The sequence below is a fragment of the Acinetobacter sp. NCu2D-2 genome (assembly GCF_001647675.1).
GTDB lineage: Bacteria > Pseudomonadota > Gammaproteobacteria > Pseudomonadales > Moraxellaceae > Acinetobacter.
In genome coordinates this window covers 1314115-1337274 of the sequence record NZ_CP015594.1, presented here as the reverse complement: position 1 = coordinate 1337274, position 23160 = coordinate 1314115, and the positions used below count along the sequence as shown (strand labels likewise).

The 23160-nt window shown below is 41.1% G+C and carries 18 protein-coding genes, 2 tRNA genes and 3 rRNA genes; 13 read left to right on the top strand and 10 right to left on the bottom strand.

Annotation, left to right across the window (positions count from 1 at the left end; translation table 11 throughout):
- Window positions 1-2: 2 nt before the first annotated feature.
- A complete protein-coding gene (locus tag A3K93_RS06335) occupies window positions 3-1340 on the bottom strand; it encodes a M16 family metallopeptidase (RefSeq protein WP_067729954.1) in 1338 nt (445 codons plus the stop codon).
- 234 nt (window positions 1341-1574) lie between these two features.
- Here A3K93_RS06335 and ftsY point away from each other — a divergent pair, with 234 nt between their 5' ends.
- From ftsY to rrf, 8 genes are all read left to right on the top strand, one after another.
- On the top strand, window positions 1575-2681 hold the full coding sequence (gene ftsY, locus A3K93_RS06330) for a signal recognition particle-docking protein FtsY (protein ID WP_067729952.1): 1107 nt from the start codon (window positions 1575-1577) through the stop codon (window positions 2679-2681).
- Window positions 2682-2888: 207 nt separating this feature from the next.
- Window positions 2889-3482, top strand: a complete 594-nt coding sequence (locus A3K93_RS06325; RefSeq protein ID WP_067729950.1) for a nitroreductase family protein — start codon at window positions 2889-2891, stop codon at window positions 3480-3482.
- Window positions 3483-3673: 191 nt separating this feature from the next.
- Window positions 3674-4294, top strand: a complete 621-nt coding sequence (locus A3K93_RS06320) for a DUF2057 family protein (RefSeq protein ID WP_067729948.1) — start codon at window positions 3674-3676, stop codon at window positions 4292-4294.
- Between the two features lie 427 nt (window positions 4295-4721).
- Window positions 4722-6259, top strand: a 16S ribosomal RNA gene (locus A3K93_RS06315).
- Between the two features lie 61 nt (window positions 6260-6320).
- Window positions 6321-6397 (top strand) — tRNA-Ile (locus A3K93_RS06310).
- Between the two features lie 43 nt (window positions 6398-6440).
- A tRNA-Ala gene (locus A3K93_RS06305) sits at window positions 6441-6516 on the top strand.
- Between the two features lie 414 nt (window positions 6517-6930).
- A 23S ribosomal RNA gene (locus tag A3K93_RS06300) occupies window positions 6931-9824 on the top strand.
- A 231-nt stretch (window positions 9825-10055) separates the two neighbouring features.
- Window positions 10056-10170, top strand: a 5S ribosomal RNA gene (gene rrf, locus A3K93_RS06295).
- The 16S, 23S and 5S rRNA genes sit together here with 2 tRNA genes alongside, the layout of an rRNA operon.
- Before the next feature lie 115 nt (window positions 10171-10285).
- Here rrf and A3K93_RS06290 read toward each other — a convergent pair.
- From A3K93_RS06290 to A3K93_RS06265, 6 genes are all read right to left on the bottom strand, one after another.
- A complete protein-coding gene (locus A3K93_RS06290) occupies window positions 10286-10816 on the bottom strand; it encodes a lytic transglycosylase domain-containing protein (protein ID WP_067729946.1) in 531 nt (176 codons plus the stop codon).
- 173 nt (window positions 10817-10989) lie between these two features.
- On the bottom strand, window positions 10990-11475 hold the full coding sequence (locus A3K93_RS06285) for a GNAT family N-acetyltransferase (RefSeq protein WP_067729945.1): 486 nt from the start codon (window positions 11473-11475) through the stop codon (window positions 10990-10992).
- Between the two features lie 98 nt (window positions 11476-11573).
- Window positions 11574-12773, bottom strand: coding sequence for an acyl-CoA dehydrogenase family protein (locus A3K93_RS06280; protein ID WP_067729943.1), 1200 nt, complete (start codon window positions 12771-12773; stop codon window positions 11574-11576).
- Window positions 12774-12800: 27 nt separating this feature from the next.
- Entirely contained in the window at window positions 12801-14087 is a 1287-nt protein-coding gene (locus A3K93_RS06275) for an acyl-CoA dehydrogenase family protein (RefSeq protein WP_171255096.1), read from the bottom strand.
- Between the two features lie 248 nt (window positions 14088-14335).
- Window positions 14336-15709 carry an ABC1 kinase family protein gene (locus tag A3K93_RS06270; RefSeq protein WP_067729939.1) on the bottom strand — a complete coding sequence of 458 codons (1374 nt, stop codon included), beginning with the start codon at window positions 15707-15709 and terminating at the stop codon, window positions 14336-14338.
- 146 nt (window positions 15710-15855) lie between these two features.
- Window positions 15856-16161 carry a hypothetical protein gene (locus A3K93_RS06265; protein ID WP_067729937.1) on the bottom strand — a complete coding sequence of 102 codons (306 nt, stop codon included), beginning with the start codon at window positions 16159-16161 and terminating at the stop codon, window positions 15856-15858.
- Window positions 16162-16343: 182 nt separating this feature from the next.
- Here A3K93_RS06265 and A3K93_RS06260 point away from each other — a divergent pair, with 182 nt between their 5' ends.
- The 4 genes from A3K93_RS06260 (at window position 16344) to A3K93_RS06245 (ending at window position 20224) form a co-directional block, all read left to right on the top strand.
- Window positions 16344-16727, top strand: coding sequence for a lysozyme inhibitor LprI family protein (locus tag A3K93_RS06260; protein ID WP_067729935.1), 384 nt, complete (start codon window positions 16344-16346; stop codon window positions 16725-16727).
- A gap of 231 nt (window positions 16728-16958) precedes the next feature.
- Entirely contained in the window at window positions 16959-17972 is a 1014-nt protein-coding gene (gene prmB, locus A3K93_RS06255) for a 50S ribosomal protein L3 N(5)-glutamine methyltransferase (protein WP_067729933.1), read from the top strand.
- 13 nt (window positions 17973-17985) lie between these two features.
- Window positions 17986-19089 (top strand): chorismate synthase, encoded by a 1104-nt coding sequence (aroC, locus tag A3K93_RS06250; RefSeq protein ID WP_067729931.1) that lies wholly within the window; start codon window positions 17986-17988, stop codon window positions 19087-19089.
- A gap of 226 nt (window positions 19090-19315) precedes the next feature.
- The gene (locus A3K93_RS06245) at window positions 19316-20224 is read left to right on the top strand and encodes an AEC family transporter (RefSeq protein WP_067729929.1); all 909 of its coding nucleotides are present in this window, start codon (window positions 19316-19318) and stop codon (window positions 20222-20224) included.
- 8 nt (window positions 20225-20232) lie between these two features.
- On the opposite strand, the gene A3K93_RS06240 is transcribed toward A3K93_RS06245, so the two are convergent.
- Entirely contained in the window at window positions 20233-20874 is a 642-nt protein-coding gene (locus A3K93_RS06240; protein ID WP_067729927.1) for an A1S_1983 family putative colistin resistance protein, read from the bottom strand.
- A 99-nt stretch (window positions 20875-20973) separates the two neighbouring features.
- Between A3K93_RS06240 and ispF the strand changes: the two genes are divergently transcribed.
- Window positions 20974-21462: a 2-C-methyl-D-erythritol 2,4-cyclodiphosphate synthase gene (gene ispF, locus A3K93_RS06235; RefSeq protein ID WP_067729925.1), complete on the top strand. Its 489-nt coding sequence runs from the start codon at window positions 20974-20976 to the stop codon at window positions 21460-21462.
- Here ispF and A3K93_RS06230 read toward each other — a convergent pair.
- Window positions 21450-21974 (bottom strand): protein tyrosine phosphatase family protein, encoded by a 525-nt coding sequence (locus tag A3K93_RS06230; protein WP_067729923.1) that lies wholly within the window; start codon window positions 21972-21974, stop codon window positions 21450-21452. The genes ispF and A3K93_RS06230 overlap by 13 nt on opposite strands.
- Before the next feature lie 67 nt (window positions 21975-22041).
- Window positions 22042-23133 carry a 3-deoxy-7-phosphoheptulonate synthase gene (locus A3K93_RS06225; protein WP_157883265.1) on the bottom strand — a complete coding sequence of 364 codons (1092 nt, stop codon included), beginning with the start codon at window positions 23131-23133 and terminating at the stop codon, window positions 22042-22044.
- Window positions 23134-23160: the final 27 nt, after the last annotated feature.

Genomic DNA, 23160 nt, shown 5'->3' with positions numbered 1-23160 from the left:
CATTAAGGGCGAATGGATGGAAGAGATTCTGGCAATAAATGCATACTGCTTAAATTCTCTTGGATTAAATATTGATTCGCAACGCGCATAATATCTTGTGGGGTAATGTTCTCATAATACTGTGACATCTGTTGCATCAGGTTTGGGTCTAAGTTATTGACTGCCAAATTTCCCAGTGTTTTCGCTTGCGTCACAATATTGTCTTGGTTATAGACGAGATTCGAAATAAACCGATTTTTAACACGTTCAAGCTCTTGTTTTGAAACTGGCTCTTTTTTTAGCTTTTCAATTTGTTCGAGGATAGAGCGTTGTGCGAGTTGAAGTGTCGTCTGTGTTGTAGGTAGCGCGGTGATGGTCATTAAGCTATCACCTCGGTTATACGCATCATAGGAAACGCTGACCGAGGTGAGGATTTGTTCTTTACGAATGAGTGACTCATGTAAGCGTGAGTTAATGCCGCTATCGAGTAAACTTCGGATTATATTCAGAATATAAGCATCATTCACATGTTGTGCAGTCGCAATGCTTTTAGTATTCCATGCCAAATAAAGATGTGGAATTTGAACATTGCTATAAAGCTCGAAGTGCCGATAGCCAAAATGCTCAATCTCTTGAACACTGGCACGCTGAGGTAGGGTTTTTGCAGGAATATGAGCAAAATACTTTTGTACCTCTTGAATGGCTTGCTGCGTGTCAACATCGCCTACAATTACCAAAACTGCATTATTGGGTTGATACCAAGACTCGTACCAATCTTTTAAATCTTTGAGTGTAATGTTTTCCAATGTACTCATTTGACCGATAATCGGATTGCGATAAGCACTGGTTGGGAAACTTAACCATTTAAAACGTTCGAAGGCTTTAGCATTGGGTTTATCATCAGTTCGTTGGCGACGTTCTTCCATTACCACTTTTAATTCAGGCTCGAAATCTTGTTGGCGAAGTTGTAAGTTTTGCATGCGATCAGCTTCAAGCTCCAAAGCCATCGGGAAGTACGCTTTAGGATAAAGCTGATAATAATTGGTGTAATTATAAGATGTAGCTGCATTGATGGTGCCGCCATAGATGCGACTTAAACGGGTAAATTCATTATTAGGGACTTTATTTGTGCCTTTAAACATCATATGTTCCAGCACATGAGAGATACCCAATAGATGTTGTGGTTCATCGGCACTGCCCACTTTGTACCAAATATGGCTCATCACCATAGGTGAGCGATGGTCTTCACGAATAATAATTTTTAGACCATTTTCTAGGGAATGCTCGGTAATTTTTGACGTTGTTTCTATTGATTTGGCATATAACGCCGTATTTAGTCCCACAACAATGCAAAGTCCCATCAATATATGCTTGGGAAGAAACCTAAATGTAAGGCGGATTTTTGCTGCATGGAGATGAAACACTATAAAGTCCAAGCGTGAAAATTATTCTTTATTGTTCGCGTTTTCATTTTTAAAAGCAAATTTAGTGCTTTCTTTTTATCGGATGTGCTTTGTAACTGCTTGCAAGGGTTAAAAGCGAATAACTTATGTTAGAATCCAAGTTTTTAACGCTATGCTTTTCAAGGATTCGGCATGCAACAACAATCTAATGGGCAAAATAAATTTTTGATTGATGCTGATATCGGAGATGACGATGTCACATTACCGGGTTTACCTGTTGTCAATGTGCCTATTAAAGAAACACCTGCTGTTGCTGAGGCACCCGTTGCTCCAGTAGTAGAACATGCTGCACAAGAAGAACCTCAATCAAAAGGTGGTTTTTTCAGTCGCATGAAAGAGGGTTTAACTAAAACCCGTAAAAATCTTGCAGATGGTATGGTGAATATTCTCATCGGTGGTAAAGAAATCGATGATGAATTATTAGAAGAAGTTGAAGAACAATTATTGGTTGCGGACATCGGTGTTGATGCAACAAAAACCATTATTGCCAATTTAACCGAACGTACTGCGCGTGGTGATTTAATTTATTCGCACTCATTGTATAAAGCGCTTCAGGAAGAATTGGTTGCTTTATTGGCACCGCGTGTTAAACCGCTTTACATAGACCCAAATAAAAAGCCTTATGTTATTTTGGTTGTTGGTGTAAATGGTGTAGGTAAAACCACAACGATTGGTAAACTTGCAAAACGTCTACAAGGTGAAGGCAAAAAAGTCATGCTTGCTGCGGGGGATACATTCCGTGCTGCTGCGACTGAGCAACTGCAAATTTGGGGTGAGCGTAATAATATTTCAGTTGTTGCACAAGGTCATGGTGCAGATTCAGCTTCTGTGATTTTTGATGCGTTTGAAAGTGCGCGTGCCAAAGGTGTTGATGTTCTTATTGCAGATACTGCAGGTCGATTGCATAACAAAGGTCATTTGATGCAAGAGTTGACCAAAGTCAAACGTGTTATGCAAAAAATTGATGCGACTGCACCGAATGAAGTAATGTTAGTGGTGGATGCTGGCACAGGACAAAATGCAATTAACCAAGTTGAAATGTTCGATGAAGCTGTAGGTCTAACAGGTCTGACTATTACTAAGCTAGATGGTACTGCCAAAGGTGGCGTGCTGTTTAATATTGCAAGCCGTACCCATGTGCCGATTCGCTTTATTGGTGTTGGTGAAAAAATTGATGACTTACGTCCATTCTCTGCCAAATCATTTGTTGCGGCATTGTTTGAAACAGACAACAAATAATTTTTAAATTTTAATTTTAAAAATGAAAGCCTCGCTCAATGCGAGGCTTTTCTATACATGGCTACAAAAAAGCAATATGACTTGTTGATAAATTCTTTATTGTTCTAAATATAAAACACTACGTTATATTCATGAGCCTGTTTTCCTAAAAACAATCACGTAATATAAATTTCAAGATGAGATCAAAAACACATATCGAGGTAGAACATGTCTTTTCTAGACCAAATTAAAAAACGCCGTAGTATTTATGTCATTGGTAAAAATGTTAGCTTAGACAAATCAGAAATTGAACAAACAATTAAAGATGCTGTACGTGAAAGTCCATCATCATTTAACTCACAAACATCACGCGTGGTGATTTTATTTGCAGAAGCACATGAGCAGTTCTGGGGAATTGTACGTGAAACTTTACGTAAAATTGTTCCAGCTGAAGCATTTGATGCGACTAATGCCAAAATCAACAGTTTTGCTGCAGGTTATGGCACAGCATTATTTTATGAAGATCAAAATGTGGTGAAAGGTCTACAAGAACAATTTGCACTGTATGCAGATAACTTCCCAATCTGGTCTGAACATTCATCTGCAATTGCACAATTTGCAACTTGGACAGCTTTGGCTGAAAAAGGTATTGGTGCATCATTACAGCATTACAACCCAATCGTTGATGATGAGGTTGGAGCAAAATTCGATGTGCCTGCAAACTGGAAATTACGTGCACAGCTCGTGTTTGGTTCAATTGAAGCTCCAGCGGGTGAAAAAACCTATATGGACGACGCTGAACGCTTTAAAACATTTGGCTAATTATGAATACTTAAAAAAGGAGCGTATAAGCTCCTTTTTTTATTTGAGAAAACAATATTTAGCAGTTATGCATCGTTCTATATAACAATAAATAGATAAAGGTCTAATGCTTAAACTGCATATTTGACATAAACTTTTAATATGAAATTGCATCATGCAATAAAATTGAACAAATAAAACGAGTAGGTTTGATGAAAATATCAGTTTTAGCAATGGCAACCACGTTATTTGCGGCGACACAATCTTTTGCGGCTATTAAATTAACGGTGCCAGAAGAAATTAAATTGATGGCAGTGGATCATCAAGATGTCAGTGGATCATTGCTGCAAAGTAAACAAACCTATCAGTTAGATGCGAATATCAAATCGATTAGTGTACGTTACCAACAATATTTTGAACATTTAAATGATACTCACGATATTTTAAAGTCTGCAACAGTCAGTATTGAACAGTTAAATTTAATTGATGGGCAAAGCTATCGTTTAGGATTGGTTAATGCGCCGAAAACATTTGAACAAGCGCAAAAATATAAAGAACAGCCTATCGTGGCAATTTATGATGAAAATAATCGTGTTGTTGCTCAGCAAGAAGGTGTGAAGGCAAATTCCAAGTCATTATTGTCTAGTATCGGGCTGACTCAGAATATAGATTTAACGACGAAACCTGTCATCAAGCCTTTAAAAGATGAAGTTAAACTAGAAAAGGTTATTCAGCATGAAGGTAAAGAAGTGCAAATGATTCAAATCTGGCAGCGTGCAAATACAGAAGAACGTCAGAAATTTTTGAATTGGTTAGATACTCAAAGTAAATAGATGAATTAAAGGATCAGCATAATGCTGATCTTTCTTATTAAAGGAATAAAAAATTTTTTTGATTACAAAATAAACTTATTTATTAAAAATATTGTGATTTGGATTAAAAAATAAACGCTCGATATGCTTTTTTAAATAAATCATGAAAAAGGGGTTGCACTGGTTTCTAAACTGTATAGAATACGCAGCACACCAACGCAATGCACGAAACGAAACGTTAAGTGATTGGGTTGATACTTGAAACTGACGAGGTTTTAAGAAGATCATTAAGAGATTATGAAGAACAACTTGTGTGGATTTTTACCGGTTGATTGATCGAAATTATTTTCATTGATTGATGGTAGAAATTACTCGAAGTTTATTTGAGAAATATTTGTCAGAAAATTGATGAGCCAAGATTAGCACCCTTTAAGGTGCTACTGATTTTAAACTGAAGAGTTTGATCATGGCTCAGATTGAACGCTGGCGGCAGGCTTAACACATGCAAGTCGAGCGGGGATAGGTAGCTTGCTACTGATTCCTAGCGGCGGACGGGTGAGTAATACTTAGGAATCTGCCTATTAGTGGGGGACAACAGTTGGAAACGGCTGCTAATACCGCATACGCCCTACGGGGGAAAGCAGGGGATCTTCGGACCTTGCGCTAATAGATGAGCCTAAGTCGGATTAGCTAGTTGGTGGGGTAAAGGCCTACCAAGGCGACGATCTGTAGCGGGTCTGAGAGGATGATCCGCCACACTGGGACTGAGACACGGCCCAGACTCCTACGGGAGGCAGCAGTGGGGAATATTGGACAATGGGGGGAACCCTGATCCAGCCATGCCGCGTGTGTGAAGAAGGCCTTTTGGTTGTAAAGCACTTTAAGCGAGGAGGAGGCTCCTGTAGATAATACCTACAGAGAGTGGACGTTACTCGCAGAATAAGCACCGGCTAACTCTGTGCCAGCAGCCGCGGTAATACAGAGGGTGCAAGCGTTAATCGGATTTACTGGGCGTAAAGCGCGCGTAGGTGGCCAATTAAGTCAAATGTGAAATCCCCGAGCTTAACTTGGGAATTGCATTCGATACTGGTTGGCTAGAGTATGGGAGAGGATGGTAGAATTCCAGGTGTAGCGGTGAAATGCGTAGAGATCTGGAGGAATACCGATGGCGAAGGCAGCCATCTGGCCTAATACTGACACTGAGGTGCGAAAGCATGGGGAGCAAACAGGATTAGATACCCTGGTAGTCCATGCCGTAAACGATGTCTACTAGCCGTTGGGGCCTTTGAGGCTTTAGTGGCGCAGCTAACGCGATAAGTAGACCGCCTGGGGAGTACGGTCGCAAGACTAAAACTCAAATGAATTGACGGGGGCCCGCACAAGCGGTGGAGCATGTGGTTTAATTCGATGCAACGCGAAGAACCTTACCTGGTCTTGACATAGTAAGAACTTTCCAGAGATGGATTGGTGCCTTCGGGAGCTTACATACAGGTGCTGCATGGCTGTCGTCAGCTCGTGTCGTGAGATGTTGGGTTAAGTCCCGCAACGAGCGCAACCCTTTTCCTTATTTGCCAGCACTTCGGGTGGGAACTTTAAGGATACTGCCAGTGACAAACTGGAGGAAGGCGGGGACGACGTCAAGTCATCATGGCCCTTACGACCAGGGCTACACACGTGCTACAATGGTCGGTACAAAGGGTTGCTACCTAGCGATAGGATGCTAATCTCAAAAAGCCGATCGTAGTCCGGATTGGAGTCTGCAACTCGACTCCATGAAGTCGGAATCGCTAGTAATCGCGGATCAGAATGCCGCGGTGAATACGTTCCCGGGCCTTGTACACACCGCCCGTCACACCATGGGAGTTTGTTGCACCAGAAGTAGGTAGTCTAACCTTAGGGAGGACGCTTACCACGGTGTGGCCGATGACTGGGGTGAAGTCGTAACAAGGTAGCCGTAGGGGAACCTGCGGCTGGATCACCTCCTTAACGAAAGATTGACGATTGGTAAGAATCCACAACAAGTTGTTCTTCATGACGATGTATCTGAGGGTCTGTAGCTCAGTTGGTTAGAGCACACGCTTGATAAGCGTGGGGTCACAAGTTCAAGTCTTGTCAGACCCACCATCTGCAATAGACAGTAATCAGTACATTGACTTATTGATAAGCTGGGGACTTAGCTTAGTTGGTAGAGCGCCTGCTTTGCACGCAGGAGGTCAGGAGTTCGACTCTCCTAGTCTCCACCATCACTTAAATCATCAGATTTGAGTAGAATGAGTTAAGAATAACCATTCAGTAAGATGAATGTTTAGTTCCTAAGCGATCAAGTGATTAGATCCTAGAGATTAACAAGTAGAAGCGTTATGATACGCACCACTTGATAATCTCTGTGATTTATCACAGTAATGCAATCTGACGAAGATGCATTAAATCATTAACAGAATATATTTGAGTTGAAATAATTTGTTCATACTCGTTAAGACTTAAACAAGCAATTGTTTAAAGATTAATGAGTACTAGCGATTAAACTGAATCAAGCGTTTTGGTATGTGAATTTGATTGAAGCTGTACAGTGTTTAAGTACACGAACAACGAACTGTGAGTCGTAAGACTTGTTGGTTGATCTACTTGTAGGATCGATCGACTGTTTGGGGTTGTATAGTCAAGTAATTAAGTGCATGTGGTGGATGCCTTGGCAGTCAGAGGCGATGAAAGACGTAATAGCCTGCGATAAGCTCCGGGGAGGCGGCAAATATCCTGTGATCCGGAGATTTCTGAATGGGGAAACCCACTTACCATAAGGTAGGTATCATTAACTGAATACATAGGTTAATGAGGCAAACGAGGGGAAGTGAAACATCTCAGTACCCTTAGGAAAAGAAATCAATTGAGATTCCCTCAGTAGCGGCGAGCGAACGGGGATCAGCCCATTAAGTCATATAAGCTTTAGTGGAACGCTCTGGGAAGTGCGACCATAGATGGTGATAGTCCTGTACACGAAAGGGCTTATATGATGATGTCGAGTAGGGCGAGGCACGTGAAACCTTGTCTGAATATAGGGGGACCATCCTCTAAGGCTAAATACTCCTGACTGACCGATAGTGAACCAGTACCGTGAGGGAAAGGCGAAAAGAACCCCTGTGAGGGGAGTGAAATAGATCCTGAAACCGCATGCATACAAGCAGTGGGAGCATCTTCGTGATGTGACTGCGTACCTTTTGTATAATGGGTCAGCGACTTACATTCAGTAGCGAGGTTAACCGTATAGGGGAGCCGTAGGGAAACCGAGTCTTAATAGGGCGTTTAGTTGCTGGGTGTAGACCCGAAACCGGGTGATCTATCCATGAGCAGGTTGAAGGTTGGGTAACACTAACTGGAGGACCGAACCCACTGTCGTTGAAAAGCCAGGGGATGACTTGTGGATAGGGGTGAAAGGCTAATCAAACTCGGTGATAGCTGGTTCTCCCCGAAAGCTATTTAGGTAGCGCCTCGGACGAATACCATTGGGGGTAGAGCACTGTTTCGGCTAGGGGGTCATCCCGACTTACCAAACCGATGCAAACTCCGAATACCAATGAGTACTATCCGGGAGACAGACTGCGGGTGCTAACGTCCGTAGTCAAGAGGAAAACAATCCAGACCGCCAGCTAAGGCCCCTAAATTATAGTTAAGTGGGAAACGATGTGGGAAGGCATAGACAGCTAGGAGGTTGGCTTAGAAGCAGCCACCCTTTAAAGAAAGCGTAATAGCTCACTAGTCGAGTCGGCCTGCGCGGAAGATGTAACGGGGCTAAAACTATATGCCGAAGCTGCGGATTTGCAATTTATTGCAAGTGGTAGGGGAGCGTTCTGTAAGCCGATGAAGGTGTGTTGAGAAGCATGCTGGAGGTATCAGAAGTGCGAATGCTGACGTGAGTAACGATAAAACGGGTGAAAAACCCGTTCGCTGAAAGACCAAGGGTTCCAGTCCAACGTTAATCGGGGCTGGGTGAGTCGACCCCTAAGGCGAGGCCGAGAGGCGTAGTCGATGGGAAATTGGTTAATATTCCAATACTTCTGTTTAATGCGATGAGAGGACGGAGAAGGTTAAGTCAGCCTGGCGTTGGTTGTCCAGGTGGAAGACAGTAGGCATGCATCTTAGGCAAATCCGGGGTGCTCTATGCTGAGAGTTGATAGCAAGCTGTACTTGTACAGCGAAGTGGCTGATACCATACTTCCAGGAAAAGTCTCTAAGCTTCAGTTAAACAGGAATCGTACCCGAAACCGACACAGGTGGTCAGGTCGAGTAGACCAAAGCGCTTGAGAGAACTCTGCTGAAGGAACTAGGCAAAATGGTACCGTAACTTCGGGAGAAGGTACGCTGCTTTTGGTGATGGAACTTGCTTCCTGAGCTGAGAGCAGCCACAGAAACCAGGCCCCTGCAACTGTTTATTAAAAACATAGCACTCTGCAAACACGAAAGTGGACGTATAGGGTGTGATGCCTGCCCGGTGCTGGAAGGTTAATTGATGTGGTTAGCGCAAGCGAAGCTATTGATCGAAGCCCCAGTAAACGGCGGCCGTAACTATAACGGTCCTAAGGTAGCGAAATTCCTTGTCGGGTAAGTTCCGACCTGCACGAATGGCATAATGATGGGGGCGCTGTCTCCAGCAGAGGCTCAGTGAAATCGAAATCGCCGTGAAGATGCGGTGTACCCGCGGCTAGACGGAAAGACCCCGTGAACCTTTACTGCAGCTTGACATTGAACTTTGATCTTACTTGTGTAGGATAGGTGGGAGGCTTTGAAGTCGTGACGCTAGTTGCGATGGAGCCAATCTTGAAATACCACCCTGGTAATATTGAGGTTCTAACTCTGTCCCGTAATCCGGGACGAGGACCATGTCTGGTGGGTAGTTTGACTGGGGCGGTCTCCTCCTAAAGAGTAACGGAGGAGTACGAAGGTGCGCTCAGCGTGGTCGGAAATCACGCGTAGAGTATAAAGGCAAAAGCGCGCTTAACTGCGAGACCCACAAGTCGAGCAGGTACGAAAGTAGGTCTTAGTGATCCGGTGGTTCTGTATGGAAGGGCCATCGCTCAACGGATAAAAGGTACTCTGGGGATAACAGGCTGATACCGCCCAAGAGTTCATATCGACGGCGGTGTTTGGCACCTCGATGTCGGCTCATCTCATCCTGGGGCTGAAGCAGGTCCCAAGGGTATGGCTGTTCGCCATTTAAAGAGGTACGCGAGCTGGGTTTAGAACGTCGTGAGACAGTTCGGTCCCTATCTACCGTGGGCGTTGGAAATTTGAGAGGATCTGCTCCTAGTACGAGAGGACCAGAGTGGACGAACCTCTGGTGTACCGGTTGTGACGCCAGTCGCATCGCCGGGTAGCTATGTTCGGAAGGGATAACCGCTGAAAGCATCTAAGCGGGAAGCCTACCTCAAGATAAGATTTCCCCGAGACTTTATGTCTCCTAAAGAGCCGTTGAAGACTACGACGTTGATAGGTTGGATGTGGAAGTGCGGTGACGCATGAAGCTGACCAATACTAATTGCTCGTGAGGCTTGACTATACAACACCCAAACAGTTGGTGTTGTTGATCAAATCATCATCACAATAACTTGATTTAGTTAACGCTAAAGATGAACGAAGAATAAGCAAACGCGAAAGCGTTTGCCTGAGTGCAAGGCATAAAGCTACGCTTTATGTTACACTCACAACTCAAGTATCCCTGTTAATGAATTCTATTTGACGAAAGCTAGGCATCTAAATAAGACCTAAGTGAGTAAGCATAAACAGTTGTGCTGGCGACAATAGCAAGAGTGAACCACCTGATCCCTTCCCGAACTCAGAAGTGAAACCTCTTAGCGCTGATGGTAGTGTGGCATTTGCCATGTGAGAGTAAGTCATCGCCAGCTCATTATTCCAAAATCCCTCTCTACGAAAAGTAGAGGGGGATTTTTTTATGGTTCTGATTAATAGACAATAAAAAAGGCTCAAAATGAGCCTTCATTTAACGATTTATTAACATACTTATAGAGCACTTTTTAAAGCTTTTTGATGCTGTTTAACTTGTTTTGCATAACGCTTACCAATCTTACGCATTTTGCGATTATTTTCATAATTTGCAGGACCTACATTGTAGTAAGCCAAAGCTTTTTTAATATTTCCAGCTGAACTTTCATATTTAGATAAAATATAAGAGCCACATTGAATATTGGTCCATTCATCATAAAGATTTGGACCACATGTATTTTGCCAATAACGAGGCATGACTTGCATAAGTCCGACAGCACCTGCAGGTGAAGTTGCATTGCTTCTATATGTAGACTCTTGGCGTATTACAGCGGCAACGAGTAATGGATCAAGATTTTGTTTTTCTGCACTTTGGATAATCATCGGTGAAACACGTGATGCTGTGCTTGGAGAAACAGAATAAGCTTGCTGAATACCTTGAGAAAGTTTAGCTGATTTTTTTTCTAAAGATCCCATGCCTAAAGATGAGCAAGCTGTAACCGCTATGCTACAACTCAAACAAAAACCAATTTTTAAAAATTTTGGCATGTTTAGGGAATAAAGTCTTTTGTGCAGAGTAGGAGTAAGCAAACCTTTAGATCCATATTTATTGGTGCTTTGATCTTAAATTTACAAGTATCATGCGTCAAGTGAGGACACATGATGCTTACAAATTCACGTAAATATTCATTTTACGAAAGGCTTGTTTGATAAATTTTTTCTTAAATTGATTTAAGCATCCAAATTTCACACGCTTGGCTATGTCCAGTATTACCCATAGGTTTGTCTAAGTGGATGAATCCAAGTTTTTCGTATAATTTGACAGCCTGCCAAAGCGATTTTGTAGTTTCTAAATAAATCTGATGTATTTTTTGTTCTTGAGCGAATTCAAAAGCGAGATGAAGGATTTTCTTCGCAAACCCTTGCTGACGAATTTCCGGCAAAAAGTACATTTTTTGAATTTCTAAAGTTTGAGGATCACCTTTTAATGGGGCAATACCGCCACCACCGACAACCTGATCATTTTCATTGACAATGACCCAGTATTTAGAACATGTTTGGTTATAAACATGATAAAGCTGATCTAAAATGCTATCACCTACAGCAAAACCTGATTCAGCAGCCAAGCCGAATTCGATAGAAACCTGACGGATCACATGGGCAATTTGAGCATTATCTTTAGATTGAATTGGGCGAATTGAATACATATTAAGATGAAGCATAGGAACGATGAGCTTTTATAGCGTTAAACACATTAAAAATCCATCGTTCCTGGTTTTAATCTCTTAAAATACAGTGAAATAATTTATTTTAGTTCACTTGAGCTTTTTCCTAATTCACGACGTGCAATGATGAGTTGCTGAATCTGTTGTGTACCTTCAAAAATATCTAGAATTTTCGAGTCACGTGCCCATTTTTCCAATAACTCATTTTCGTTATAGCCGACACTCGCAGCAAGCTCGACACATTTCAGGGTAATTTCATTACCGACTCGACCTGCTTTTGCTTTAGCAATGGATGCCTCTTTCGAGTTCGGTTTGCGGTTATCCGCCATCCACGCGGCTTTTAGCATGAGTAAACGAGCCGCTTCCCATTCCGCCTCCATGCGGTAAATTTGTGCAGCGATATTTGAGGTCTGTAAATAAGGCGTTGCGTAAGTAGCATCAAGTTGGTCTTTAAAAATCTCTTTAATGCGCTCTAACGATGCTTTAGCACAACCAATTGCCATAGCAGCAACCAAGGGGCGTGTATTGTCAAAAGTTTCCATAACGCCAGCAAAGCCTTTGGCAACATCAATTTCTGCATTACCTAATAGGTTTTCGGCAGGGACGCGACAATCAACAAAACTAATCGCAGCGGTATCCGAGGCTTTAATTCCCAGTTTATGTTCAAGGCGTTCGATGGTCATCCCAGGTGTGCCTTTTTCAACGACAAAAGATTTAATCGCTGCACGACCTAATTTCTTGTCTAATGTTGCCCACACTACGACTGAATCTGCACGCTCACCAGAGGTCACAAAGATTTTTTCACCATTTAAAATATAATGATCGCCATCTTTGGTCGCAGTGGTACGAATAGCAGCAGAGTCAGAACCACAATTTGGTTCAGTAATAGCCATCGCTGCCCATGTGCCATTGAAACGCTCAAGTTGTTCATCGTTTGCGACTGCAGCAATAGCAGAGTTACCTAAACCTTGGCGAGGCATAGACAATAATAAACCAGTATCGCCATAGCACATTTCAACAATACTTAGTGCAGTCGACATATTGACGCCATTTTTATTAGAGTCATCGGTATCGCCACGTTTATTGACAGCTGCACCGGCATTCATGCCGTCACTACCTTGATTCATGCCATCGACCACAGCAGCGAGCATATCTAATTCTTTTGGATATGCATGTTCAGCCTTATCATATTTACGGGAAATTGGGCGTAAAACATTAAGTGCAACTTCATGTGCCTGATCAATCAATAACTTAAATTTTTTAGGATTTTGTAAATTCATGAGTCTGTCCTTATTTTTATTGATTGATTAAGCATGTAAGCCAGAGTGGAGAATCGCTGTGGCACGTAAATCGCGGTACCAACGTTCCACAGGATGTTCTTTGGTAAAACCATGTCCACCTAAAATCTGTACACCGTCTGTACCAATTTTCATGGATTTTTCAGCACAGAGTAAACGTGCAAGATAAGCTTCGCGGTGGAAAGGTTTGCCTGCTTCGGCAAGGCTTGCTGCATTTAAGATCAGCATACGCATAGCATCAGTTTCAATCGCCATGTCTGCAATCATAAATGCCACACTTTGACGATGTGAGATTGGCTCACCAAATGCGGTACGTTCATTGGCATATTGAATGCAATATTTGCGAATTGCTTCACAAGTTCCAACAGCCATAGCACACCACATTAAATTGCCTAAATCGACAAACTCAGTGTAGTTGAAGTCTTGATCTCCTAATTTTTGTGCAGGCGTGTTATTAAATTGGATGGTGGCAGTTTCAGTCGCTTTTAACCCCATTGCTGGAGATTTTTTAATACTGATACTGTTATCACGTTGAACGACAAATACTTCAGCTTGACCATTGAGCATGGCACTTACTAGGAAAATATCTGCATATTCGGCAAGCAACACCAAGGTTTTCTCACCATTGATTTGATAGTCCGTGCCATTCTCTTGAGCAGTAGTTTTCAGCTGGAATGGATTAAAAGCAGGTGTATTTTCCTGAACTGCAAAAGTGGCTTTTAAATCAGGATCTTCAGCAAAAGCATTTAAATATGTATTTTGAACCGATTCGGAACCCCACTGTGTGATTGTATTTATCACACTGAAAGTCGAGAGTAGACCTGCAGTTAAACTAAAATCGCCAATGGCTAAATGTTCTGCAATGAGCACATTGCTCGTTGTATTTTTTTCAAGAGCAACACCACCTAAGGCTTCAGGTAAGGCATAATAATTTAGACCAAGATCCGTCATGTGTTGCCATAGTTCTTTGGGGAATGTTTCTTGATGATCTGCATCATGCGCTAAGTTATACAGCACTTCAGTGGCGAAGCTCGACATAGCTTCCACAGTCATTTGCTGATCTTCACTCAAACTCAAATCGAAGAGTGATTTACTTTGTGGATTTAAGCGTTGTTTATTGACCTTTTGATCAGATTTAAACACTTTTTGAGTTTTACTGAGTGCTTTAAAACCTGTTTTAGAACCCTGATATAACGAGGTTTCTACAAATTTACGTAATTTGAGTTGATCAAGTAAGTCACTGCTGGCAAGTTTTGTCAGCAGAGATAATCCCATTCCTTGTGCTTTGTTGATCATATTCGACATTTTTTTATCCTAGTTTTATATATCGCAATTCATACATCCTGACAGTTAAATGGCTGAATTACTATGTCGGATTTGACAAGAAAAATTGTCATAGATAAAGGGAAGAATATCCGATGATTTTAATAATATGTATTTGAAAAATTTAATTTTAATTGTTTGATTTATTTTTTTAATATAAAAAAAGTTGACCTAAATGACAAATCACTTAGGTCAAATTTTAGTAATTTTAAAGCCGAAAATTAAACATAAGCTTTAATCATTTGGCGTACATTGGTTTTGGCATCAATGACAGTCATAAAGGTATAGGCACCAATGAATTTACGACTAATAAACATAAATTCTTTTGGTGGAACACTGAAATAACGTGATGCCATTGATTTAGAGGCTTGTTGGATTACACGGCTATGTAACTGGCTCTTTTTCCAGTCATAGCGGTCATGTTCATCCATAATGCCAACTGGAAGATCATGATTATTGATTGGTGAGCTAAAGGCTTCAGTCGCAAGTAAGAACACTTTTGCCATATCAGGTTTAATGCTTTGCGGAATAGAATCAAAAAACTCATAACCCGTCATGGCTTTAACCATCATGTCTGAATCATGATGATAACCTGCCTGAATTAAATGACGTGCAACGCTGAGTAGATGCGCGTCAAACTGACGAATCGCCCCAAAATCCAATAAAATGATCTGATCAATGCCATCTTCAGTGGTGGCTAAACGAACTAAATAGTTACCGAAATTCGGATCTGTTTGCATTTCTCCCCATTCGAAAATCTCACGAACGGCAATCTCAAGTGATGCTTCACCGAGTTTATTACGACGCTCTTGAGGGAGGGAAAGCATAACAGGACTATTAATTGGTACACCGCGTTCGAATGTCATACATAAGACACGGTCGGTGCAATACTCATCAATGATGGTGGGTACGATATAACGCGGATCATTTTGAAGACGTTCGGCAAAACGTCGAGTAGTTGCAGCTTCAATATAATAGTCAACTTCACGGTGCATCATTTCACGGACTTCATCGAACCACTGATCGAATTCACGCGTTTGCGGAACGATACGAGTCAGTTTAAGCATGTTTTTAAACAAGCTCATATCGGAGTCAATGGCTTCTGCAACACCAGGATATTGAACTTTAAGGACGACTTCTAGACCATCCGATTTACGTTTAGCACGATGTACTTGAGCCAATGAGGCTGTGCCAAGCGGTTCATGGTCAATGACTAAATCATCAAGTTTAGAGCCCAATTGCGCGCGAAGCTGAGCTTGAATTGCTGGCCATGCCAAAGCCACGGTTTGATTGTTGAGTGTATTTAATGCTTGTGTGACTTCTTCTGGCAAAAAATGTTCGCCATATAATGCCATCATTTGCCCAATTTTAACGATTGAGCCTTTGAGTTTGCCAATTTCTGCAACCAGATAATCGGCTTGTTCTTTCATGGCTTTTTTGCGTTTACGTTCTTTTTCTTCTTCATTTGAGAACATAGAGCTTGCACTAGAAGCAGCCCAACGGGTACCCGCCAATAGAGATGCTTTAGCGATCGATAAGCGTCGATCCATCGAAGAGGTTTTCAATTGTTTAAGCTTATCGTTTTGATCTGACATGTAGACTCAATCCTTTCTCAGCGTAAAGCAGAATTAATCATTGTAGCGGATATTACCGTTTCTTCACGTATTAAAAAAGTTTAACCTGCTGAATTCACAGTAAAGATTTGCAAGTTGCACTGAAACTCGCCAATGCAGTATAAAGATTACATTTGATATTGAATTTTTAATGGGCTTCTTTGTTGTAACTGTTGCTTATTTGTTTGGATATGTTGAACAATCAGTTGCTGTACAGTTTCATTTAAAAAGCCTAAGGCATAACCTTTGACAATAATAATGCTGGGTAAACTAAAGAACACATATTTAGCATCATCTTCAGATGCGTTTTCAAAAACTTCCAGTTGGTTTAAGGTTCGTTGCAGTGCAGCTTTTTCCTGAATAACTTGAGATGAATTTTGGTCATTCCAATAGTTTTCACGCATTGCCATTAAATTGTTGTGCTTATAACTCATAATCACGCTATAAAGAATTACATGAAAGCTATCATATGCGCTAAAAGTGTCTAGATTCAAATGATTCATGTAAGAATTAGATAAGGTTGCGTCAAGCATAGGTTTTTTGAAATGCTTGGGTTAATATCGATATATAACTAAAGCAAAATTTTAAAAATTGTCGTATTAGCGAAGGGGACATTATGCGTTTATTTGGATTTGGTCTTGTCATGGTTGCAAGCACATTTTTTCAGGCACAAGCCGCAACAGGTTATTCCAAGCAATTTATCCAATGTATGAGTCAATCGAGTGGGCAAACTGCAAATAAAGAAAAATGTCTCAAGAAAGAATTGAAAGCGCATCAAAAATTATTAAAAGGAAATTATAAAAATTATCTGAAAGTGAATCCTCAGCGCGTTGAAACCATCAAACAAGAACATCGCCGCTTTGAAAAACAACGTGACCAACAGTGCAATATGACTAGCACGGGTAAATATGCCAAAGTTCAGCAGTATGAATGTGCACTTGCAATGACGATAGAACAGTCAAATCGCTATGAATCACGTTCTAAAGTGATTAAACGCTAAGGCTGTAATTTTTATTACTGTAGGTGGAGCAGCGTCAGAGACATTTAGGTTTATATGTATCGACAATATTTTTTTTCATAGAACAAATTTACTTCTGTGGTCAGAGAAGATCGCCAATGATTACTAAAGCTTTCGGTGATCAATTCGTATTTTTCATGCGTTCAGCATTATCAATATGTTGGAAACAAGGTATGATAAGGCGTTTTAAAAATGACCTTGGAGACGCCTTAAGTGGATCGACCGACTATTAGCCCTGAACATTTACAGGAAGCAGCTGAAAACCTAAGCACGATTCGTGATTTTATTCGCTTTGGGGTAACAGCATTACGTCAATACGATGCGCACTTGGGTCAAGGTACAGAAGATTATTTCGCTGAAAGTTCAGCACTTGTATTGCAAACTTTGTCACTAGACTGGAATGCAGACGCAGAAATTTTAGATGCAACACTTCTCCCAAGTGAAAAAGCAGAATTTTTAAGCCTGCTTGAACGTCGTATCAACGAACGTATGCCAACATCTTATCTTTTAAACTTGGCATATTTCTTTGGTAAACCATTTTACGTTGATGAGCGTGTACTGATTCCACGTTCACCGATTGTAGAACTGATTGAAAACCGCTTTGCACCATATTGCTTGACTGAAAATGGCGACATGGGTGCAGCAGTCAATAATCTGCCTGAAAATCCAAATCCTAAGACACCTCAGCGTATTTTAGATATGTGCACAGGTTCAGGTTGTATTGCCATTGCATTGGCGTATGCATTCCCAGATGCAGATGTAGATGCGACAGACTTATCTAAAGATGCTTTAGAAGTTGCACAAATTAATGCTGAACACCATAACAAACAATATCAAGTGGCATTACTTGAATCTGACTTGTTTGCAAAAATCCCTGCTGAAAATCAATATGATTTGATCGTATCGAACCCACCTTATGTGGATGCTGAAGATATGGCAGATTTGCCTGACGAATTCCATCATGAACCAGAAATGGCGTTGGCTGCAGGTCAGGATGGTTTAGACCTTGTACGTAAAATGCTGGCTCAAGCAGCAGATTATTTAACTGAAGATGGCTTGATTGTCATTGAAGTGGGTAACTCTGAATGGGCAATGAAGCAAAACTTCAATACCATTGATTTCCATTGGTTGAAGTTCCAACGTGGTGGTACAGGCATTTTTGCATTAACAGCAGCGCAATGCCGCGAATATCGCGATTTATTTATTCAATCTATCCAACAAGCATAAGGAGTCGTTTCACATGGCAGGTAATAGTATAGGGCAACTGTTCCGTGTAACGACTTGTGGTGAATCTCATGGCGTTGGTCTCATGGCCATCGTGGATGGGGTTCCACCAGGAATTGAGCTGTCTGCTGCAGATTTGCAAAAAGATTTGGACCGTCGCAAGCCGGGGACATCGAAGTTTGCAACGCAGCGTAAAGAACCTGATGAAGTCGAAATTATTTCTGGTGTTTTTGAGGGTAAAACAACAGGAACGTCAATCGGTCTTTTAATCCGTAATACGGATCAAAAATCGAAAGACTACGGAAATATCGCGCAAACTTTCCGTCCTGGTCATGCAGACTATACCTATACCCAAAAGTATGGTTTCCGTGATTACCGTGGCGGTGGTCGTTCAAGTGCGCGTGAAACTGCGATGCGTGTAGCGGCAGGTGCAATTGCTAAAAAATTCTTGTTTGAAAAATTCGGTATTGAGATTCGTGGTCATGTGACTCAAATTGGTACTGAAAAAGCAGAAAAACTGGATTGGAATGAAGTTCCTAACAATCCATTTTTCTGTGGCGATGTAGATGCCGTTCCTCGTTTTGAAGCACTTGTGACATCACTGCGTGAGAAAGGCACAAGCTGTGGTGCAAAACTTGAAATTATTGCATCGAAAGTCCCTGTGGGTTGGGGTGAGCCTGTATTTGATCGATTAGATGCAGATATTGCCCATGCCATGATGTCCATTAACGCAGTAAAAGGCGTAGAAATTGGCGATGGTTTTGGTGTGGCTGAACAATTTGGTCACGAAACGCGTGATGAGTTGACGACAGATGGTTTCTTGGCGAATCATGCCGGTGGTATCTTAGGTGGTATTTCAAGTGGTCAAGATATTCGTGTCGCGATTGCACTCAAACCGACTGCTTCGATTACAACACCAGGTAAAACCATTACCATTAATCGTGAAGACACAGACGTTTTAACCAAAGGTCGTCATGATCCTTGCGTGGGCGTACGTGCGACTCCAATTGCTGAAGCGATGCTTGCGATTGTACTCATGGATCATTTCATGCGTCATCGTGCGCAAAATGCAGATGTTGTTGCGCCGTTTGAACCGATTGAATCGATTGAACCGAAATAATCGTACTTTTACATTTAAAAAAAGTCAGACTTCGGTCTGACTTTTTTTATAGGTATTTGTTTATTTTATTTTGCAATTTTATCATTTAATAAAAATAAGAAACTTGATTCTAAACAGTTATTTCGATGCTCATAGCTGAAATATAGAAAGAAAATTGCTGAGATGCTATAAGAATAATAGAAAGATGTGATGTGAAATCATATCGTGCGGTCCAGAGAATTCTTCAATGATACATATTGTCCTGTCAGCATTATTTCCGCTGATTGCATTAATTAGTTTCGGATATTTATTAAAGAAAACCCATTGGTTGGAGGATTCTTTCTGGCGCGGTGCGGAAAAGCTGAATTATTATGTGCTGTTTCCCATCATGTTGTTTGTCAACCTAGCACAAGCGCAAATTGATGTTAAAGCGATTCAACAAGTCGGTTTTGTCGCAATCAGTTTAATGCTGTGTATTGCAGCCATCATGTACATGATAAAACGTTATTTCAAGATGAGCTTTGCCCGTTTTGGAGTATATGTACAAGGGCTACTCAGGTTTAATACTTACATTGGCTTAGCCATTATGAGTAGCTTGTTTCATGCGGCAGGCTTAACAATTTTTGCAATTGTCATGGTAATCTGTATACCAGTCGTCAATGTGATTTCAGTTTTATCACTGACCAATAGTCAGCAAGTCAAACTTTCTCAAATCATTCTTGGGTTACTTAAAAATCCGTTAATTTTAGGTTGCATTGTGGGGGCATTATATAATTTATCAGGTTTAAGTCTTTGGATTGGCTTTGATAAGTTTTTTGCACTCATGGCAGCGTGCAGTTTACCACTAGGTTTAATGTGTGTTGGTGCAGCTTTACAGTTCCAATCGTTAAAGCAAGACCTATCTCCACTGATTTTAACCTCAGTAGCACGACTTTTAGTGATGCCGTTTTTGGCATTTGTAGTCTGTCAGATTTTTCAGGTGAATACACTTGTCATGCAAGTGATGGTGGTTTTTTTTGCACTACCGACAGCATCGGCATCTTACGTACTAACACGGGTTTATAACGGTGATTATGCGCTGATGGCAAGTGTGATCAGTTTACAAACGGTCTTAGCCGCTTTTTCATTGCCTATTATTTTAGCTTTTATACTTTAAACAAATCTTTAATCGTATAGACGATAAATACCATTAAAGCGTTCACAATTGGTTTGCTGGCTGAGGACTTTTAAAATCGCTTTCTCATAGCTGAATTGATATTTGCAGTCGTTTTCGTTATTGATGATTTCAGCTTTTTGATCGGGTGTTGTGTAGGCTAAAAAAGGAACGACTTGAGTTTCAGGTCTATTTTTAGGACTACGATAGGCAAGTCCTTCGATTTTAATACGGTCTTTAGACAGTTGATGTATTTTTAAATGCACAGCGGGGCGGGCAACACTGCCATTTTCATATTTTAAGAAATGTTGTGTTAGGGTTTGATTCAGTGAAATAAACAGATTAAGTTCATCTAAGCGTGTATCAAATTGCTGCTGAAAACACTGAATGGTTTTACATTGTTGTAAACGGTGCTGCCAAAGTGTCTGAGTATCTTGAAGGAGTTTAACCGGCGCATCAGTCACCAAATATGCGGTAAAGAATTGCTCTGTTAATTTTTGGCGTGCTTCTTTTAATGATGCTGAACATAATGAGCTTTGATTCGAATTTGAACAGAAAGGATCACTGGCAAAGCTTGGAGATGCCATGAATAAGCCTGTACTCAATAAAAGCCCTGATATTTTCACTCGATTTAAATCAGTTTTCAGCCACATGATCGCTTATACTTTCAATTCGTTTAGAATGCTCTAACTATAGCGAAATCGAAACGAACTGTACAAGATTTCAAACGGTTATTTCAAAGGATAAAGCGCGTGATTGCACAAATTCGTATAGGTCAAGGCTTGGATGTACATGCATTTGAAGAAGGGAGCTTTGTCACACTGGCTGGTGTTCAAATTCCTCATACACATGGACTAAAAGCACATTCAGATGGTGATGTGGTTTTGCATGCTTTAGCAGATGCACTGTTAGGGGCCTTAGCACTGGGAGATATTGGACAGCATTTCCCAGATAATAATCCTAAATTTAAAGGTGCAGACAGCCGTGTTTTACTCAAACATGTGTATCAGTTGATCTTAGATCGTGGTTATGTGCTCAATAATGCCGATATTACAGTCGCGTGTGAACGTCCAAAACTGGCACCGCATAACCTTGCTATGCGTCAATCAATTGCAGATGTACTCAATGTCGATGTGACACAGATTAGTGTAAAAGCAACCACAACTGAAAAATTAGGATTTATAGGCCGTCAAGAAGGCATTATGTCGATGGCGACCGTGCTGATCTCTCATGCAAAATGATCAGGATTGATCAAAGAGCGTTGTAATTCTTGTGTTGCTTTACGACCTTGAAGTTGTAGACCAACTGCATGAAGTAAACCTGTCCATGTTGCATTCGGTTCCCATACCTGATGCAGCAGTTCATGCGCTGTCGGTAAATCCATCCCCATATAGTATTGGCGGTATAGATACATTAGGCTGCTGACCTGAAAACCTTCATCGCAGTGAATCCAAACAGTTTGCTGCTCAACCAAATGGTCAATGATGTCGAGGACGAAAAGACATTGTTCATCTGAAGGGGCATCAAAAGAGATAGGCAGTTGAATGTAGTTTAGTCCTAGATCAAGACAGATTTTATCTTCATGTTCTAAATAATGACTTGAATCACTCAAAGCGACATTGATGACGGTCGAAACGCCGTATTCTTTAATGTGTTGTAATTCTTCAATTGTAGGTTGACCTGAGCTAAAAAGATGCTCATGGATAAACTGAAAATTTTTAATATGACTGAGTGCCGTTTCAATATCATTCATCAGCTAAAATTTTCCTTTTAATGCGTGCTCATAAAAAACGCCATCTTGTTGATGGCGTTTTTCTTGCTTAGCGGTTAGGCAAAACGTCTTTTAGCGCGTTATGCATATCTAGCAAGGTTTGTTCAGTGGTGTCCCAATCGATACAACCATCGGTCACTGATTTGCCATATTCAAGATCACAAAGGTTCGTTGGAATATCCTGACGACCACCTTTAAGATGACTTTCTACCATAATACCAACAATTGACTTATTTCCATCAAGAATTTGTTCTGTAATGTTTTTTAAGACAAGTGGTTGTAGGTACGGGTCTTTGTTTGAATTGGCATGGCTGGCATCAATCATGATTTTGCTGCTAACTTTTGCCTTAGCCAACGCAAGTTCAGCTTCTGCGACAGAGCCTGCATCGTAGTTCGGTTTGCCATTACCACCACGTAGTACAACGTGTGCATAAGGGTTACCTGATGTACGAATTACAGAAACTTGACCTTGATCATTAAGACCTAAGAAACTATGACCATGTTTTACTGATTGCATCGCGTTTGTTGCAACTGTTAAGCCGCCATCTGTACCATTTTTAAAGCCGACAGGTGATGAAAGACCTGATGACATTTCACGGTGAGTTTGGCTTTCTGTGGTACGTGCACCAATCGCTGACCATGAAATTAAGTCTTGGTAATACTGTGGAGAGTTTGGATCCAATGCTTCAGTTGCACATGGTAAGCCTAATTCATTCAATTCAAGCAAAAGTTTACGACCAATACGCAGACCTTTTTCAATGTTGAATGAGTCGTTCATGTCTGGGTCATTAATTAGACCTTTCCAACCAATCGTTGTACGTGGTTTTTCAAAATACACACGCATCACGATGTATAAGCTGTCTTTTACTTTTTCGCTGAGTACTTTTAAACGCTCAGCATATTCATGTGCAGCTTTAGGATCATGGATAGAACAAGGACCAATGACCACGAATAAACGTTTGTCCTGACCATCCAAAATTTGACGAATCGTTTCACGACCTTTAAGGACAGTTTGATAAGCAGTCTCAGTCAAAGGTAACTCTGCTTTAAGATCAGCAGGGGTTACAAGAGGAATCATGCTTTGGATATTCACATCATCGATATCAGATTGTGAAATTGGATTTGACTGTAGTGTATTCATTGCCGTCACTGGTTTGATCATACAAAA

Bases quoted from the DNA above. Each gene is read 5' to 3' on its own strand.
- A3K93_RS06335 (WP_067729954.1), bottom strand. From the start codon at position 1,340: ATGGGACTTTGCATTGTTGTGGGACTAAATACGGCGTTATATGCCAAA.
- ftsY (WP_067729952.1), top strand. From the start codon at position 1,575: ATGCAACAACAATCTAATGGGCAAAATAAATTTTTGATTGATGCTGAT.
- A3K93_RS06325 (WP_067729950.1), top strand. From the start codon at position 2,889: ATGTCTTTTCTAGACCAAATTAAAAAACGCCGTAGTATTTATGTCATT.
- A3K93_RS06320 (WP_067729948.1), top strand. From the start codon at position 3,674: ATGAAAATATCAGTTTTAGCAATGGCAACCACGTTATTTGCGGCGACA.
- A3K93_RS06290 (WP_067729946.1), bottom strand. From the start codon at position 10,816: ATGCCAAAATTTTTAAAAATTGGTTTTTGTTTGAGTTGTAGCATAGCG.
- A3K93_RS06285 (WP_067729945.1), bottom strand. From the start codon at position 11,475: ATGTATTCAATTCGCCCAATTCAATCTAAAGATAATGCTCAAATTGCC.
- A3K93_RS06280 (WP_067729943.1), bottom strand. From the start codon at position 12,773: ATGAATTTACAAAATCCTAAAAAATTTAAGTTATTGATTGATCAGGCA.
- A3K93_RS06275 (WP_171255096.1), bottom strand. From the start codon at position 14,087: ATGATCAACAAAGCACAAGGAATGGGATTATCTCTGCTGACAAAACTT.
- A3K93_RS06270 (WP_067729939.1), bottom strand. From the start codon at position 15,709: ATGTCAGATCAAAACGATAAGCTTAAACAATTGAAAACCTCTTCGATG.
- A3K93_RS06265 (WP_067729937.1), bottom strand. From the start codon at position 16,161: ATGAGTTATAAGCACAACAATTTAATGGCAATGCGTGAAAACTATTGG.
- A3K93_RS06260 (WP_067729935.1), top strand. From the start codon at position 16,344: ATGCGTTTATTTGGATTTGGTCTTGTCATGGTTGCAAGCACATTTTTT.
- aroC (WP_067729931.1), top strand. From the start codon at position 17,986: ATGGCAGGTAATAGTATAGGGCAACTGTTCCGTGTAACGACTTGTGGT.
- A3K93_RS06245 (WP_067729929.1), top strand. From the start codon at position 19,316: ATGATACATATTGTCCTGTCAGCATTATTTCCGCTGATTGCATTAATT.
- A3K93_RS06240 (WP_067729927.1), bottom strand. From the start codon at position 20,874: ATGTGGCTGAAAACTGATTTAAATCGAGTGAAAATATCAGGGCTTTTA.
- A3K93_RS06230 (WP_067729923.1), bottom strand. From the start codon at position 21,974: ATGAATGATATTGAAACGGCACTCAGTCATATTAAAAATTTTCAGTTT.
- A3K93_RS06225 (WP_157883265.1), bottom strand. From the start codon at position 23,133: ATGAATACACTACAGTCAAATCCAATTTCACAATCTGATATCGATGAT.